We start from the raw sequence: 14094 nt of genomic DNA, 5'->3' as shown, positions 1-14094 counted from the left end.
GGAACGTTGCTCTTTTTCATCCAATTCCGAACCACATTTTCACGGACTCAACCGTCTCACGAGGGACTCGGAAACTGATTAAGAATAACATGAGCACAATCACGTAAATGGGGATCAAGAAACGCTTTCGAACGATGGGCAAGTGACGTGCCAATTTCTTGAGATATTTTTCGAGCACATAAATGACGGCGAAACCGACAACGAGCCAAATCAAGATCTCTAGTCTCGTTTTATCAGTGTCAATAAACAAGTAGCCGTATCGCAAAATGGCAAGCATTCCAAATACACCGACCATCTGTTCAAGAGGGTGCTTCATTTCAGGGTTTAACGTTTCGCGTGTTAATTTCATTCAGCTTCACCTGTTTCAACTAGTTTCGGCTTTGATTATAACAAACAGCAGAGCAGAATGTGTGACTTGACTTATGCTATTATAAGTGAGGAAAAAACGAACAGGAGTGATAATCATGAAACGACTATCAACAATGGCAGAATATATCGAAGCAAAAGATGCGAAAAGTGTCCTTATGTTTTCGGCGACATGGTGTGGAGATTGCCGATTCCTTGACCCATTCATGCCGGAAATCGAGAAGAAATTTGAAGCATGGACGTTCTATTACGTCGATCGTGACGAGTTCATGGAACTTGCGCAAGAACTTGATATTTTTGGCATCCCAAGCTTTGTTGCGTTTGAAAATGGCAATGAGGTTGATCGCTACGTCGGTCGTGAACGGAAGACGCCGGAACAGGTTGAAGCTTTCTTGAACGGATTAGGGTGAGCCTTTATGGAACGGAATGAGTTAAGACGTTATCTAGAATCGCATTTTAATGAAGAATACCGTACTTCTTACGACCGTGAGAATGAGGTACTGCGCGTCGAGCGGAAATCTGACCGTTTTGGGGTCAATATCCGCCTTGCGCCGATTGTGGCAAAGGCTAAGACACGCGGTACGGTTGCCGTCGATGAAGTCATCGAGTATATCGAATCAGCGATGAAGGCGGATGATCAAATCTCCCTCACCGGAAATGAAGATGCCATCTATCCGGTCATTCGTTCGAACTCTTTCTCGAAGACGACAAAAAATGGAGAAGCACTTGCATTCACCCCGCACACGGCCGAGACCGCGATTTTTTATGCGCTGGACCGTGGAAACGGATATCGGTTGATTGAAGAACGCCACCTTTCGGATGAAATGACGCTCGACCGCATCGAGCGAATCGCCCGTGAGAATGTGAAAAAACTACCGACCGAGATGAAACAAGACGAAGTGGCTGGAAACCCATTCTACTTCTTATCAACTCGTGATGGCTACGAGGCATCTCGTGTGTTAAATGACGAGTTTCTTCGGCTGATGGAACGACGGATTGAAGGGGATATGCTCGTCGGTGTCCCGCATCAGGATGTGATGATCGTTGCGGACATTCGAAATGACCAAGGATATGATGCGATGCAGCAACTGATGTTTGATTTCTTCACAAATGGTCGAATTCCCGTCACTGCACTCGCCTTTCACTATGTGGCGGGGGAACTTGAACCGATTTTCATTGTCGGAAAAAAGACCCCGCCATCGAACACATAATCTGATAAAATAAGTGAGATGAGTTTGAAAGAAGGGACGTAGGAACGTATGCAAATGAATGTGTTTTATAACCGAGAAGGAATCGGTGATGTACTCATGGTGTTGTTAAAAGAAGGAGAACGACATCATCAATCTGTCGAGCGGACGGGAGACGTGGCAATCGTCAAGTCGGCAGACGGAAAAGTGAACGGGTACAACCTGTTTCAAGCAAGTCAACATGTTGATGTGACAGGATGGAATGGTCCTGTTGAGTTGACAGTCGAATTAGTGGAACAGTTGCAATCTATCTTAAATGATAACGGGATTGAAGAGGACTTTTCATGGGTTGACGTGACGCCGAAGTTTGTCGTCGGGTATGTTGAAAGCGCAGTAAAACACCCGGACGCTGACAAACTGTCAATCTGTCAAGTTCAAATCGACCAAGGGACTGTTCAAATAGTATGTGGCGCACCGAATGTGGCAACAGGGCAAAAAGTCGTTGTCGCAAAACCGGGTGCGGTGATGCCGACTGGTTTGATTATCCGTCCGTCTGCACTCCGTGGTGAAAGTTCACACGGGATGATTTGTTCTGCCCGTGAATTAAACCTTCCGAACGCCCCGCAAGAAAAAGGGATTTTAGTATTAGATGACGAATATGAAGTAGGTACAGCATTTAAAATCGGTCGCTAAATTCGACCGATTTTTTGTTAAATATGGATTGAGTGAAAAAGCGAGGAATCAAGTATGGATGCATATGAACGTTCACTGAAGCAACAAGCAGAGCGAATCAAACGAGAACTGTCGAAAGAAGGACAAAAAGGTTCCCCTCCGCCAAAGGTAGAGGTAACCGAGGAATTTATTCCGTCAGACGTCCCGTCACCGATTTATGGATATGCTCGTCCGAAACCAAAGATTGTCCTTCCGGTCGAACACTCTCCTGAAACGAGAGATGCGTATGATTCAAAGATGGCATCTACTCATTCTACGACGGAAGAGCCAATCCAAGAGTCATCTACTGAACCCGTCTCTGAACCTGAATGGAGCAAAGAGTCCAACGAGCTGATTTCCGAGGAAATGGAAATGGAAGAAAAACCGATTCTTGGTGAAGTTTCGATTCTAGATAATGGCTTTTCATCTGTTTTTATGCAATCAACGGATTTATCCCGTTCAAAAAAGGAGACGGTCGTAGAGGCTCATCAAGATGCCACTCCTCATACTGTCCTAGATATTGACGAATCGGCGGAACAAATCGGTTCGTCGCTTGAGCAGATTGCAGAAAGATTACAAACACCATCTGAACAGCAAGAAGTGCCATCTGCCACAGATTTGACATCAGCGGTTCAAGTCTCATTTAAAGCGGATCAACCGCCTGTAAATGTGATGATGACGCCAAAAGATCGCATGGCGATGTACCGCAGCCGACGACTTGCGCAAAAAAACAATAATCTGTAATAGCACGACTCTGTGAGTTTTGCTATAATGACAAAGGTTTGTCGCATTTTGACGAGCCGCAATGAATTAGGGGGGCTATTTACAGATGAACCGTTATCACTTCGTCGGAATTAAAGGAACGGGCATGAGTCCTTTAGCTCAAATTTTATTTGATATGAACAATGAGGTCCGTGGATCGGACGTTGAAAAAGCATTTTTTACAGAAGAAGCATTGAACCGTAAAGGGATTGAAATTTTGCCATTCGATCCTGAAAATATTTCGGAAGACCAAATCGTTGTGCAAGGAAACGCGTTCAGTGATGATCATCCAGAAATCGTGCGTGCACGTGAACTCGGATTGACGATTTATAAGTATTACGAGTTTTTAGGTGAACTCGCGAACCATTACACGAGTGTCGCCATCACTGGGTCACACGGGAAGACGTCAACGACGGGATTGCTTGCACACGTCATGCGTGGAATCGAACCGACATCGTTCTTAATCGGCGATGGCACGGGAGAAGGAGTGGCGGATTCGAAAAACTTCGTCTTCGAAGCTTGTGAGTACAAGCGTCATTTCTTATACTACCGTCCAGACTACGCGATTATGACGAATATCGACTTTGACCATTCGGACTATTTCTCTGGACTTGATGACGTCATTGACGCTTTCCAAGAAATGGCGAAACAAGTGAAGAAAGGAATCATTGCTTGTGGCGATGACGAAAATCTTCAACAGATTCAAGCCAACGTGCCGCTCGTCTATTATGGTTTCGGGGCGCACAATGATTTCCGTGCTGAACAGGTCACATCGACAGAAAATGGAACGACATTTGATGTCTTTTTGCGTGATGACTTCTACGGAACGTTCCGAATTCCTGGATATGGAGACCACAGCGTGTTGAACGCGCTCGCTGTCATTGCGACATGCGACTACGAGAACTTGCCGAAAGAATTGGTGAAAGAACGTCTTGAGACGTTCAATGGTGTAAAACGCCGATTCAGTGAATCGACGTTAAACGACCAAGTGCTTGTCGATGACTACGCGCATCATCCGCGGGAAATCAGTGCAACGGTCGAAGCGGCTCGGAAAAAGTATGGCAATCGAGAAGTCGTTGCGATTTTCCAACCACACACGTATACACGCTTGAAATCATTCATGGATGATTTTGCGACGGCATTGGCCGAAGCAGACACTGTCTATTTATGTGATATTTTCGGTTCAGCACGTGAGCAGGAAGGAACGGTCACGATCGAAGACCTCCAATCACGAATCGAAGGCGCGCATATTTTAAAACGTGGTGGTACAGGCGTGTTACGCAACCATGCCGATGCCGTGCTCTTATTCATGGGTGCCGGTGATATTCAAACGTATCAGCGCGAATATGAAGAAGTTGTAAAACTTGAAGCATAAGTGTGAAGGGAGACGAAAGTCTCTCTTTTTAATGTTTAGCCATCCAAAATCTCGGTAATAGTAGTATCGATGAATATGACAAAGGAGATGTTAGGAATGGCTAGTCAAGTTGCGCTCAACACATTGAACAAAGAAGTAGCGAACTATGGATTACTGTTTGTGAAACTTCATAATTATCACTGGTATATCAGTGGACCGCACTTCTTCACGTACCATGAAAAACTAGAAGAGCTCTATAATCTAGTGGCAGAACTTTATGATGACGTGGCAGAACGCCTACTAATGAATGACGGCGAACCGTTTGCGACGATGAAAGAGTATCTTGAACATTCGACGTTAAAAGAAGGCGATCGTCATGCCGAGACAGATCAGATGATTAAAGACATCATCAGTGACTTCAAACAAATCCGTCAAGAGATGCAAGATGCGATGGAGAAATTTGAGGATGGCGATGAGGCGATTGAAGATACATTCGTCTCTCATATCGAACGACTCGAAAAAGAAATTTGGATGATGTCTGCAGCCCTCGGGAAGAAAACAAAATTATAAACATAAAAATGGTGCGCCTTTGTCAGGCGCACCATTTTTATGTTATTTCAAGTTTTCTGGATTAAGCGGAAGCAAGGCATCGATGACGAAACGTCCGTCTTTTCGGATGAGTACATCGTCGAACCAAATTTCGCCGCCACCGTAATCCGGGCGCTGGATGTTGACAAGATCCCAATGGACAGATGAGTTGTTGCCGTTATAGGCTTCATCATACGCTTGACCTGGCGTGAAGTGGAAGCTGCCGTCAATTTTCTCATCGAAGAGGATATCTTTCATCGGATGTTGAATGTATGGGTTCACACCGATTGCGAACTCACCGACGTAACGGGCTCCTTCATCTGTGTTGAACACTTCATTGATTCGTTCTGTATCATTAGCCGTCGCATCTACAATCTTCCCGTCTTTGAACGTCAACTTCACATTCTCGAATGTGAATCCTTGGTATGGAGATGGCGTATTGTACGTGATCACGCCATTGACCGAGTCTTTTACCGGTGCTGTGAACACTTCACCATCTGGAATGTTCATTTGACCCGAGCACTTGATTGCCGGAATATCTTTTATGGAGAACGAGAGGTCCGTTCCTGGTCCTTTCAACGTGACACGGTCCGTCTTGTTCATCAATTCGACCAATCCGTCCATTGCGCGGTCCATCTTTCCGTAATCGAGCGTACATACATTGAAGTAGAAGTCTTCGAACGCTTCTGTCGATTTTCCAGCAAGTTGCGCCATCGATGGAGATGGATAACGAAGGACGACCCATTTAGTTCCTTTGACCCGGTCTTCGGTATGCATTTTCCCAAGAGTGGCACCGACGAGTTTTTGTTGCTCACTCGGCACGTCAGAGAGTTCGTTGATGTTATCACCAGCACGTAAGCCGATATAGGCATCCATTGCCTGCATCTGTTTACGCTCGATGTCGGCCATGAGTTCGAGTTGCTCTCGGCTTGCGCCCGTATATAACTTACGTAAGATACGGCTCTCTTTCAACAAGACGAATGGGTGTCCGCCTGCCTCATATGCTTTTTCGACGAGTGCCTCAACGAGCGACTCCTCGACGCCAAAGTTCTCAATCAGTACCTTTTCCCCCGGTTGTAGCTTGACGGAATAATTGATTAAACCGTCTGCTAACTGTGTAATTCTTGGATCTCTCACACGATCACCCCTAATTATTTTTATGAATTTCTATTTTAGTGTAATCGAAAACATAAAAACGGGTAAAGGAATAATCAGACCCAATGGCGAAAACGGTTGTAGCAAATCTTTTCAGTCATAATGGTGCTATAATGAAACAAGAAACGATTGAATAGGAGGAATGGATTGAATGGAGATCACATTAGGAGGCATCGCTGGCCTGATTGCGGCGCTCGCGTTTGTCGTACTCGTCATCTTCTTGGCGCGTGTATTGTCGAATGTAAACCGTACACTCGGAAGCGTCGCCAACACGACCGAAAATTTAGAACGCCAGCTCGATGGAATCACAATGGAAGTGACGGCGCTCTTACATAAGACGAACCGTCTCGTGGACAACGTCGAAGAAAAAACAGAATTGCTCGCACCCGTCGCTCATGCGCTTGATGAGTTAGGGACATCATTGAACGAGGTGACCGAGTCTGTTCGTACCGTCTCGACATCTGTCCACTCGGCAGCAGACGAAAACAAAGAACAGATTGCGCAAGCCGTCCGATGGGGATCGGTTGCGGTCGAATTGTTCAAGAAGAACAAGCCGGAAGCATCTGCTTCAAAAGAACGTCCACGTCGCCGTACACGACGTGAAAAGAAAGCAGAAACACCTGTATCACCTGATTTGATTCAAACGGACGATACAATCAAATAACTAAATTTCGGGGAGGAACTCACACATGACAGACCAAAAGCAATCAACAGAACAGAATCAATCAAGTAGCGGATTTTTGACGGGTGTCATCCTCGGAGGGATTGTCGGAGCAGCGGTTGCCCTCTTAACATCACCGAAAAACGGACGTGAAGTTCGAACGTACCTTGACGAGAAGACGTCAACATCGCGAGAACGTCTGACTGTCAAATCGAAAGAAATGCGTGAGAAAGCAGAACCGGTCGTTGGGGAATGGATTAAAGTGGCGAGCGATAAGGCGGCACCTGTCCTCAATATCGTAAAAGATAAGGCGCGTGAGGCAGCAGAATTAAAGCAACAGATCGATGAGGACGAACTCTCGATTGAAGAGGCGATGGAGAAAGCGGATCAGCTCGTCGCGGAAGCGGAATCGGAAGTGAAAGAACAGATGGACCGTGCGGCTGAAGAAGAGGCAAATCCATCGAACGCATCGGATTCTGAATCAAACGATTCGCTCGAAGCACCTGTCAATGAGTTGCTTGATGAGGAATCGAAAGAAGAACTCAATGATTTGAAGAAAGACCTTAAAAAAAATGAATGACATGTAAGGGCCGAATGCATTCGGTCCTTTTTTGGTGATTTTGTGACGTAGAAGGTTTCCTTATGACAAAGCGCACAAAGTTCGATATAATTAGGAATCTGGAAAGAACGGCTTAAGAATGTGAGGGAAACTATGAGTCCACAAGATCAATTGAATCGATTACGTCGAGAAATGGATGAATTGAACCATGAAATGCTCGACTTGCTAAGTCGGCGTGGTACACTTGCCGTCGAAATTGGAAAAATCAAACGTCTTCAAGGCGTCGAACGTTATGATCCCGTCCGCGAGCGCGAGATGCTCGATTTTATCGCCGCTTCAAATCAAGGACCGTTTGAAACGTCACGTCTTCAACATATCTTTAAAGAAGTCTTTAAAGCGTCTGCTGAATTACAAGGGGAAGACCGTGATAAAACGCTTCTCGTTTCGCGGAAGCGTCAACCGGAAGACACGTTGGTCCACGTGAAGGACGTGACGATCGGAAACGGGCGTCCACAATTGATTGCGGGACCGTGTGCCGTTGAATCGTTTGAACAAGTGAATGCGGTCGCAGAAAAACTTGCATTATCGGGAGTTAAAGTGATGCGAGGTGGTGCTTATAAACCGCGTACGTCTCCTTACGATTTCCAAGGCTTAGGCTTTGAAGGATTGAAGCTGTTGAAGACAGCAGCTGACCGACACGACCTACGAGTCATCACGGAAATCATGACTCCCGGCGCAGTGGAATCGGCGTTACCATATGTCGATATCATTCAGGTCGGGGCTCGCAACATGCAGAACTTCGATTTGTTAAAAGAAGTCGGGAAGACAGACAAACCGGTCTTGTTGAAGCGCGGATTATCCGCTACAATCGAAGAGTTCATTTATGCGGCAGAGTACATTATGGCGAGCGGGAACAGCCAAGTCATCTTATGCGAGCGGGGAATTCGAACGTATGAACGAGCAACACGTAATACGTTGGACATCACGGCTGTGCCGATTTTGAAGCAAGAGACGCATCTACCTGTCATGGTAGACGTCACGCATTCGACGGGTCGTCGTGACTTGTTGTTACCGGCTGCAAAAGCGGCCCTTGCCATCGGAGCTGACGGTGTGATGGTAGAAGTGCACCCGAATCCTGCCATTGCATTATCGGATGCGCAACAACAATTGGACTTCGATCAATTCGATCAATTTGTGGAAGGACTCACCGTCCAGTTTCCCCGACTTGATTTGGTGAAAAAGTAAGCTTTCCAAATGGAAACGTTTTATATCGCATGAAGACAGGGTAAATGGATGACAGATACCTGTCTTCCTTTTTTAAGATGTTTTATGAAAACTTTTTGAAAATCAGGACTTGTAGGAGGAGTAGTTTATGAATAGTAACAACGTAACGATTTACGATGTCGCACGAGAAGCCGGGGTGTCAATGGCAACCGTTTCTCGTGTCGTCAACGGAAACCCGAACGTCAAACCGACAACACGCAAGAAAGTACAGGATGCGATTGACCGTCTTGGTTATCGTCCGAACGCCGTCGCGCGTGGACTTGCGAGTAAAAAAACGACAACGGTCGGTGTCATCGTACCGGATATCTCGAACATCTTCTTTGCTGATTTGGCACGAGGCATTGAAGACGTGGCGACGATGTACAAATACAACATCATCCTTGGTAACTCGGATTCGAGTCGTGACAAGGAAGTGCATTTACTCAATACGTTGTTAGGGAAGCAAGTGGACGGCATCATCTTCATGGGTGGACGTTTGCATGAAGACCTCGTCGAAGAGTTCAAAAAATCACCGGTTCCAATCGTTCTCGCAGCGACGTTGAACCAAGGATATGATCTCCCTGCCGTCAACATCGATTATGAACAAGCCGCATATGACGCGACTCAGATGTTGATCAACCACGGACATGATCGTGTTGGATTTATCACTGGACCGCTCGAACAACAAATCAATGGCGAGAAGAAATTCGCTGGATACCGTCGCGCGCTTGAAGATGCAGGTCTTCCATTCCATGATAACGATATGATTCTTGGAAATTATACGTATGCGTCTGGTCTCGAGGCGATGCAAAAAATGTTGCAGCGAGATGATTGCCCGAAAGCCATCTTCGCAGGGACGGATGAAATGGCACTTGGGGTCATCCATGCGATTCAAGATGCAGGTTACTCTGTTCCAAACGATTTCGAAGTCGTCGGTCACGATAACACGCGCCTCGCGACGATGATTCGTCCGAAGTTGACGACGGTCGTTCAACCGATGTACGATATCGGAGCCGTCGCGATGCGTCTCTTGACTAAGATTTTGAACGCGGAAGAAATCGAAGAGAAAAACGTCGTGCTTCCTCACCGAATCGAACGCCGTGACTCGCTTCGTCAGGACTAAAAGAAAAGCTGCCCGTTCATCCATTTTTGAGATGAACGGGCAGCTTTATTTATAAATAAATCGATTTTCGATCATTCGAGATGAACGGCCAAAAGGCACGCTTCGTGACTTCCCAATTCTTTTCTTCAATTTGTTGACGCCGCGGGATATGATCAAACGCGTAAAGAGAGTCGTCCCACCGAGTGGGTAACGGTTGACCAGCGACATCGGACCATTGCTCAATCCACTCGGTCGGGATATCTCCGGCATAGGGTGTCTCTCTCGTCAGACCGGCCCACACTTGTGCCCAGGCGCGAGGAACGGCTCGATACCAGTCATAGCCGCCGCCACCAAGTGCGACGAGACGGCCGTCTGTATATTCATCGGCCAGGCGTGAGGCAATCTGCGGGATTTGTTCGAACGTCCGTATCGTTGATGCGAGATGGGTGAGTGGATCAAAGACATGGGCATCCGCACCATTCTGAGTCAGGATGATATCAGGTTTGAACCATTCGCACGCTTCACGTAAGACGGTCTCATAGCACGTCAAAAAAGAGTCATCTTGGGTGAACGCATCGACCGGTACGTTCCAACTGTAGCCGTATCCTTTCCCATTACCTCGTTCTGTCACCATTCCGGTACCCGGGAAGAGATAGCGACCTGTCTCGTGTATGGATAAAGTCATCACATCATCATCGTCATAGAAGAGCCATTGGACCCCGTCCCCATGATGCGCATCCGTATCTACATAGAGAACGCGCGACCCGTATTGTTTTCTCACATGTGCGATGGCGACGGCCGCATCGTTATAGACGCAAAATCCTGATGCTTTGCGCCGCATTCCATGATGTAGACCGCCCCCAACATGGAAGGCGCGCTCTGCTTTGCCGCTCGCAACTAGATCGAGCGCATGAATCGTCCCACCGACAAGCCGTGCGGCTCCCTCGTGTATCGTCGGAAAGATGGGAGTGTCTTCCGTACCGAGACCAAACTTATTCGCTTTCAGTGTGGAAAGTTCTCCTGCCGCCGCAGCTTGTACGGCTTCGATGTAGTCAAAGTCATGAACGAGCGCTAACGCTTCAACCGAAGCGAGTGGCGGAGATACACATTCCGATTTGGACAGTTTTCCGGCTGCAATCAATAGCGATGTCGTTAATTCCAGTCGTAACGGATTGAACGGATGATCCTCATGAAAGCGATAAGACGTCTCGTCTTCGCCAAATATGTAAATCGGTCTCATCGCGACATCTCCGGACCGAGGACATCATAGCCTTCACGTTTCAACCGTTCGATGATTCGGAGCGGGTTCATCGTCTGGACGCGGAAAGAGATGATACGTTTATACGGATCGCTCGTCGGATGAACGAAGACGTTGATGATATTGACGTTTGTTTTGGCGAGGAGTCGGGTCACTTTTTCAAGTGTACCGGTCGTATTTTCGACGAGGATCTCGATTTGCGAACTTGGTTCGAGTGCGCCGGTCAATTGGACGAAGTAACGTAATAAATCGGTCTCTGTCAATACACCGACGAGTTTCCCTTGTTCGACGATGGGGAGACAGGTTAGCCGGTTTTCGTAAAACAAGGCAGCTGCATCTTCAAAGAAATCGAATGGATGCGCTGTCGGTACCTCGGATCGCATGATGCTCGATACAGGGTTTTGAAAGTCTGCGTTTTCACTTTCGGGATGAAAGACGCTCGTCGCACCACTCATCTCGAATTGGCCGACAATCCCGACGACTTGTCGAGCGGGATTTGTCACAATCAAATGTCGGACACGATGTTCACGCATTAATTTTGCGGCATGGGCAATCGTATTGGTCGGTTGAATCGTCACGACATGTCGATTCATCATCTGTTCGATTAACATGAAATCCCTCCTTAGTCGTACATAAATCGTCGGCGAAGACGAAGTGAATCAAAATGGTCGATTGATTCTTGTCGTACATTTTTTCCGATACGAGCCATCAAACAGTTGGCAGGATGGGAGGCAATCTCAGGATCGTCTGTCGGGAAGAAAACAAGTCCACCGTGATTCATCATCTTCTCCATGACTTTTCGATAATCCCAAATCGAGAGTCCACTACCTTTCAAATCCCAGTGCCAATAATATTCGGTCGTCAAAATCAAAAAGTCATCCATATGTGGGTCCATCATCGATACTTCGAGTAATTGTTTCCCGATTCGTTGACCACGGAAGCGAGGACTCACCTCGATTGCCCCGAGTTCAAGGATGTATGGGTCGTTTCCTTCACTCCAACGCTCATACGGGTCAGGATAGAGGAAAGTCACGTATCCAATCACGAGATCGTCTTGCCTGGCGACGATGATTCTTCCTTCTTTTAACCCAGCAATATCGACGAGTGCTTCGTGCTGATCTTCCGGTTCACGAAAAGCTGTCAATCCTTCATCAAGACGATACGTCCGTAACACGTCAGGCGCCACCGGACCATCAATCGTGACGTCACCTTGTGAGGTCTGCCACACTTTTGAATGATATTGTTTTTCCATAGGGTCACCACCTTTTCCATCTCTTATTATAGCGCTTTCATCAAGCTGGAATCATCCTGTTTTGATGAAATTGGAAATTCATTGATTTGTCATAATTTTAACACTATACTGAAAGTGGTTATACCAATCTTTACAGGGGAGGCGAATCTTTAGCGATGGAAAAATTGAAAGCGTTAACAGGGGAACATCAATTAGCGTCGTATGAAGAGGCTTGTCAGTCGTTTGAATGGACACAAGCAGAAGCATTGTTTTCATGGAATTTGACGGGGAAAGTCAATTTGGCATATGAAGCCATCGATCGCCATGCGGAAAGTGAATTGGCGACAAAAGTGGCACTGCTTTATTTCGATGGGGATCGAGAAGAGCGGTACACGTATGCGGATATGAAGAAAGAAAGTAATCGTTCTGGTAATGTTCTGAAGTCGATTGGTGTGGAGAAAGGCGACCGCGTCTTTATCTTTATGCCACGTCAGCCAGAACTTTATTTTATTTTGCTCGGTGCAATCAAACGAGGGGCCATCGTCGGTCCTCTCTTTGAGGCGTTCATGGAACAGGCGGTTCACGACCGTTTGCTCGACTCGGAAGCGAAAGTGATTGTGACGACGAAAGAACTGTTGCCGCGCATTCCGGTCGATCAGTTGCCTCATTTAGAGACAATTCTACTCGTTGGGGACGATGTCGAAGAGTCGGAAAAGGTGCTCGATTATCGTAAACTGGCGAACGATGCGACGACAGATCTCGAATTGACGTGGGTCGACCGTGAAGACGGTCTGATTTTACACTATACATCGGGCTCAACAGGAAAACCAAAAGGGGTTCTCCACGTCCATAATGCGATGATTCAACATATGATGACCGGCAAATGGGTACTCGATCTTCAACCGGATGATATTTACTGGTGCACGGCTGACCCTGGATGGGTGACGGGGACGAGCTACGGTATTTTTGCGCCTTTCTTAAATGGTGCGACAAACGTCATCGTTGGTGGACGCTTCAATCCTGAATTTTGGTATTCGGTCATTGAACGGTTTGGCGTGACAGTTTGGTATAGTGCCCCGACGGCGTTCCGCATGCTCATGGGCGCTGGCGACGAAGCGTTTGAGAAGTATGATTTGTCTTCACTTCGTCATATTTTATCCGTCGGTGAGCCGCTAAATCCAGAAGTCATTCGTTGGGGACACGAAGCATTTGATCTTCGAATCCATGATACGTGGTGGATGACAGAGACCGGTGCGATGATGATTTGTAACTATCCGACGATGGACATCAAACCGGGCTCAATGGGGAAACCGATCCCAGGTTGCGAAGCGGCTATTTTGGATGACCGGGGTCAACCACTTCCACCACACCGAATGGGGAACTTGGCACTCAAGACGCCTTGGCCGTCGATGATGCGGAAGATTTGGAAGAACGATGCGAAGTATGAGAGTTACTTCTGGGGAGATTGGTATGTGTCAGGTGATTCTGCTTATATGGACGAAGACGGCTATTTCTGGTTCCAAGGTCGGGTCGACGACGTCATCATGACAGCAGGAGAACGGGTCGGACCGTTTGAAGTGGAAAGTCGACTCGTGGAACATCCGGCTGTGGCTGAAGCGGGTGTCATCGGAAAACCGGACCCGGTCCGAGGTGAAATCATCAAAGCGTTCATTGCGCTACGTAAAGGTTATGAACCGTCTGATGAGTTAAAACAAGAAATCCAGCAATTCGTCAAAGAAGGATTGGCTGCGCATGCAGCACCACGTGAGATCGAATTCAAGGACAAGTTGCCGAAAACACGAAGCGGGAAGATCATGCGTCGTGTCTTGAAGGCTTGGGAATTGAATCTTGAAACAGGTGACCTCTCGACGATGGAAGATTAAGATAAACAAAGGGT

The 14094-nt window shown here is 47.0% G+C and carries 16 protein-coding genes; 11 read left to right on the top strand and 5 right to left on the bottom strand.

Going from position 1 to position 14094, the window contains the following annotated elements:
* Positions 1–16 precede the first annotated feature (16 nt).
* Positions 17–349 carry a hypothetical protein gene (locus tag KNO71_RS02055; protein WP_012726760.1) on the bottom strand — a complete coding sequence of 111 codons (333 nt, stop codon included), beginning with the start codon at positions 347–349 and terminating at the stop codon, positions 17–19.
* Between the two features lie 115 nt (positions 350–464).
* Here KNO71_RS02055 and KNO71_RS02050 point away from each other — a divergent pair, with 115 nt between their 5' ends.
* The 6 genes from KNO71_RS02050 to KNO71_RS02025 all read left to right on the top strand — a co-directional run bounded on the left by KNO71_RS02050 (position 465) and on the right by KNO71_RS02025 (position 4950).
* Positions 465–776, top strand: coding sequence for a thioredoxin family protein (locus tag KNO71_RS02050; RefSeq protein ID WP_214687032.1), 312 nt, complete (start codon positions 465–467; stop codon positions 774–776).
* A 6-nt stretch (positions 777–782) separates the two neighbouring features.
* Complete coding sequence (locus KNO71_RS02045) at positions 783–1577, top strand: DUF1444 domain-containing protein (protein ID WP_078147209.1); 795 nt, start codon at positions 783–785, stop codon at positions 1575–1577.
* A gap of 54 nt (positions 1578–1631) precedes the next feature.
* Positions 1632–2246 carry a YtpR family tRNA-binding protein gene (gene ytpR / locus KNO71_RS02040; protein WP_078147943.1) on the top strand — a complete coding sequence of 205 codons (615 nt, stop codon included), beginning with the start codon at positions 1632–1634 and terminating at the stop codon, positions 2244–2246.
* Between the two features lie 54 nt (positions 2247–2300).
* Positions 2301–3008, top strand: coding sequence for a hypothetical protein (locus KNO71_RS02035; RefSeq protein ID WP_214687030.1), 708 nt, complete (start codon positions 2301–2303; stop codon positions 3006–3008).
* A gap of 85 nt (positions 3009–3093) precedes the next feature.
* Positions 3094–4401, top strand: a complete 1308-nt coding sequence (murC, locus tag KNO71_RS02030; protein WP_012726755.1) for a UDP-N-acetylmuramate--L-alanine ligase — start codon at positions 3094–3096, stop codon at positions 4399–4401.
* Positions 4402–4497: 96 nt separating this feature from the next.
* Positions 4498–4950: a Dps family protein gene (locus KNO71_RS02025; protein ID WP_012726754.1), complete on the top strand. Its 453-nt coding sequence runs from the start codon at positions 4498–4500 to the stop codon at positions 4948–4950.
* A 42-nt stretch (positions 4951–4992) separates the two neighbouring features.
* Here the strand turns inward: KNO71_RS02025 and KNO71_RS02020 are convergent, their stop codons facing one another.
* A complete protein-coding gene (locus KNO71_RS02020; protein WP_012726753.1) occupies positions 4993–6105 on the bottom strand; it encodes an aminopeptidase in 1113 nt (370 codons plus the stop codon).
* 169 nt (positions 6106–6274) lie between these two features.
* Between KNO71_RS02020 and KNO71_RS02015 the strand changes: the two genes are divergently transcribed.
* The 4 genes from KNO71_RS02015 (at position 6275) to ccpA (ending at position 9729) form a co-directional block, all read left to right on the top strand.
* Complete coding sequence (locus tag KNO71_RS02015; RefSeq protein WP_012726752.1) at positions 6275–6787, top strand: DUF948 domain-containing protein; 513 nt, start codon at positions 6275–6277, stop codon at positions 6785–6787.
* A gap of 25 nt (positions 6788–6812) precedes the next feature.
* Entirely contained in the window at positions 6813–7364 is a 552-nt protein-coding gene (locus tag KNO71_RS02010) for a YtxH domain-containing protein (RefSeq protein WP_214683954.1), read from the top strand.
* A gap of 132 nt (positions 7365–7496) precedes the next feature.
* Positions 7497–8588: a bifunctional 3-deoxy-7-phosphoheptulonate synthase/chorismate mutase gene (locus KNO71_RS02005; protein WP_078147206.1), complete on the top strand. Its 1092-nt coding sequence runs from the start codon at positions 7497–7499 to the stop codon at positions 8586–8588.
* A 127-nt stretch (positions 8589–8715) separates the two neighbouring features.
* Positions 8716–9729, top strand: coding sequence for a catabolite control protein A (gene ccpA, locus KNO71_RS02000; RefSeq protein WP_074033452.1), 1014 nt, complete (start codon positions 8716–8718; stop codon positions 9727–9729).
* A 49-nt stretch (positions 9730–9778) separates the two neighbouring features.
* Here ccpA and KNO71_RS01995 read toward each other — a convergent pair whose 3' ends face one another.
* The 3 genes from KNO71_RS01995 to KNO71_RS01985 are packed head-to-tail and all read right to left on the bottom strand — an operon-like array spanning position 9779 to position 12218.
* The gene (locus tag KNO71_RS01995; protein ID WP_214687028.1) at positions 9779–10948 is read right to left on the bottom strand and encodes an acetoin utilization protein AcuC; all 1170 of its coding nucleotides are present in this window, start codon (positions 10946–10948) and stop codon (positions 9779–9781) included.
* Positions 10945–11577, bottom strand: coding sequence for an acetoin utilization AcuB family protein (locus tag KNO71_RS01990; protein WP_012726747.1), 633 nt, complete (start codon positions 11575–11577; stop codon positions 10945–10947). Before KNO71_RS01990 ends, KNO71_RS01995 begins: the two co-directional genes overlap by 4 nt.
* An 11-nt stretch (positions 11578–11588) precedes the next feature.
* The gene (locus tag KNO71_RS01985) at positions 11589–12218 is read right to left on the bottom strand and encodes a GNAT family N-acetyltransferase (protein ID WP_078147204.1); all 630 of its coding nucleotides are present in this window, start codon (positions 12216–12218) and stop codon (positions 11589–11591) included.
* Positions 12219–12373: 155 nt separating this feature from the next.
* Between KNO71_RS01985 and acsA the strand changes: the two genes are divergently transcribed.
* The gene (acsA, locus tag KNO71_RS01980) at positions 12374–14080 is read left to right on the top strand and encodes an acetate--CoA ligase (protein ID WP_074036486.1); all 1707 of its coding nucleotides are present in this window, start codon (positions 12374–12376) and stop codon (positions 14078–14080) included.
* Positions 14081–14094 lie beyond the last annotated feature (14 nt).

The organism is Exiguobacterium sp. s163 (assembly GCF_018617135.1).
GTDB classification, from domain to species: domain Bacteria; phylum Bacillota; class Bacilli; order Exiguobacteriales; family Exiguobacteriaceae; genus Exiguobacterium; species Exiguobacterium profundum.
Note: the sequence above shows the minus strand (reverse complement) of the source record. Positions and strands in the feature narration are given on the sequence as shown.

Excerpts from the sequence above, each read along its gene's own strand:
- KNO71_RS02025 (WP_012726754.1), top strand. The coding sequence starts at position 4,498 with ATGGCTAGTCAAGTTGCGCTCAACACATTGAACAAAGAAGTAGCGAAC.
- KNO71_RS01995 (WP_214687028.1), bottom strand. The coding sequence starts at position 10,948 with ATGAGACCGATTTACATATTTGGCGAAGACGAGACGTCTTATCGCTTT.
- acsA (WP_074036486.1), top strand. The coding sequence starts at position 12,374 with ATGGAAAAATTGAAAGCGTTAACAGGGGAACATCAATTAGCGTCGTAT.
- KNO71_RS02045 (WP_078147209.1), top strand. The coding sequence starts at position 783 with ATGGAACGGAATGAGTTAAGACGTTATCTAGAATCGCATTTTAATGAA.
- KNO71_RS02035 (WP_214687030.1), top strand. The coding sequence starts at position 2,301 with ATGGATGCATATGAACGTTCACTGAAGCAACAAGCAGAGCGAATCAAA.
- KNO71_RS02005 (WP_078147206.1), top strand. The coding sequence starts at position 7,497 with ATGAGTCCACAAGATCAATTGAATCGATTACGTCGAGAAATGGATGAA.
- KNO71_RS01985 (WP_078147204.1), bottom strand. The coding sequence starts at position 12,218 with ATGGAAAAACAATATCATTCAAAAGTGTGGCAGACCTCACAAGGTGAC.
- ytpR (WP_078147943.1), top strand. The coding sequence starts at position 1,632 with ATGAATGTGTTTTATAACCGAGAAGGAATCGGTGATGTACTCATGGTG.
- murC (WP_012726755.1), top strand. The coding sequence starts at position 3,094 with ATGAACCGTTATCACTTCGTCGGAATTAAAGGAACGGGCATGAGTCCT.
- KNO71_RS02015 (WP_012726752.1), top strand. The coding sequence starts at position 6,275 with ATGGAGATCACATTAGGAGGCATCGCTGGCCTGATTGCGGCGCTCGCG.
- KNO71_RS02055 (WP_012726760.1), bottom strand. The coding sequence starts at position 349 with ATGAAATTAACACGCGAAACGTTAAACCCTGAAATGAAGCACCCTCTT.
- KNO71_RS01990 (WP_012726747.1), bottom strand. The coding sequence starts at position 11,577 with ATGTTAATCGAACAGATGATGAATCGACATGTCGTGACGATTCAACCG.
- ccpA (WP_074033452.1), top strand. The coding sequence starts at position 8,716 with ATGAATAGTAACAACGTAACGATTTACGATGTCGCACGAGAAGCCGGG.
- KNO71_RS02050 (WP_214687032.1), top strand. The coding sequence starts at position 465 with ATGAAACGACTATCAACAATGGCAGAATATATCGAAGCAAAAGATGCG.
- KNO71_RS02010 (WP_214683954.1), top strand. The coding sequence starts at position 6,813 with ATGACAGACCAAAAGCAATCAACAGAACAGAATCAATCAAGTAGCGGA.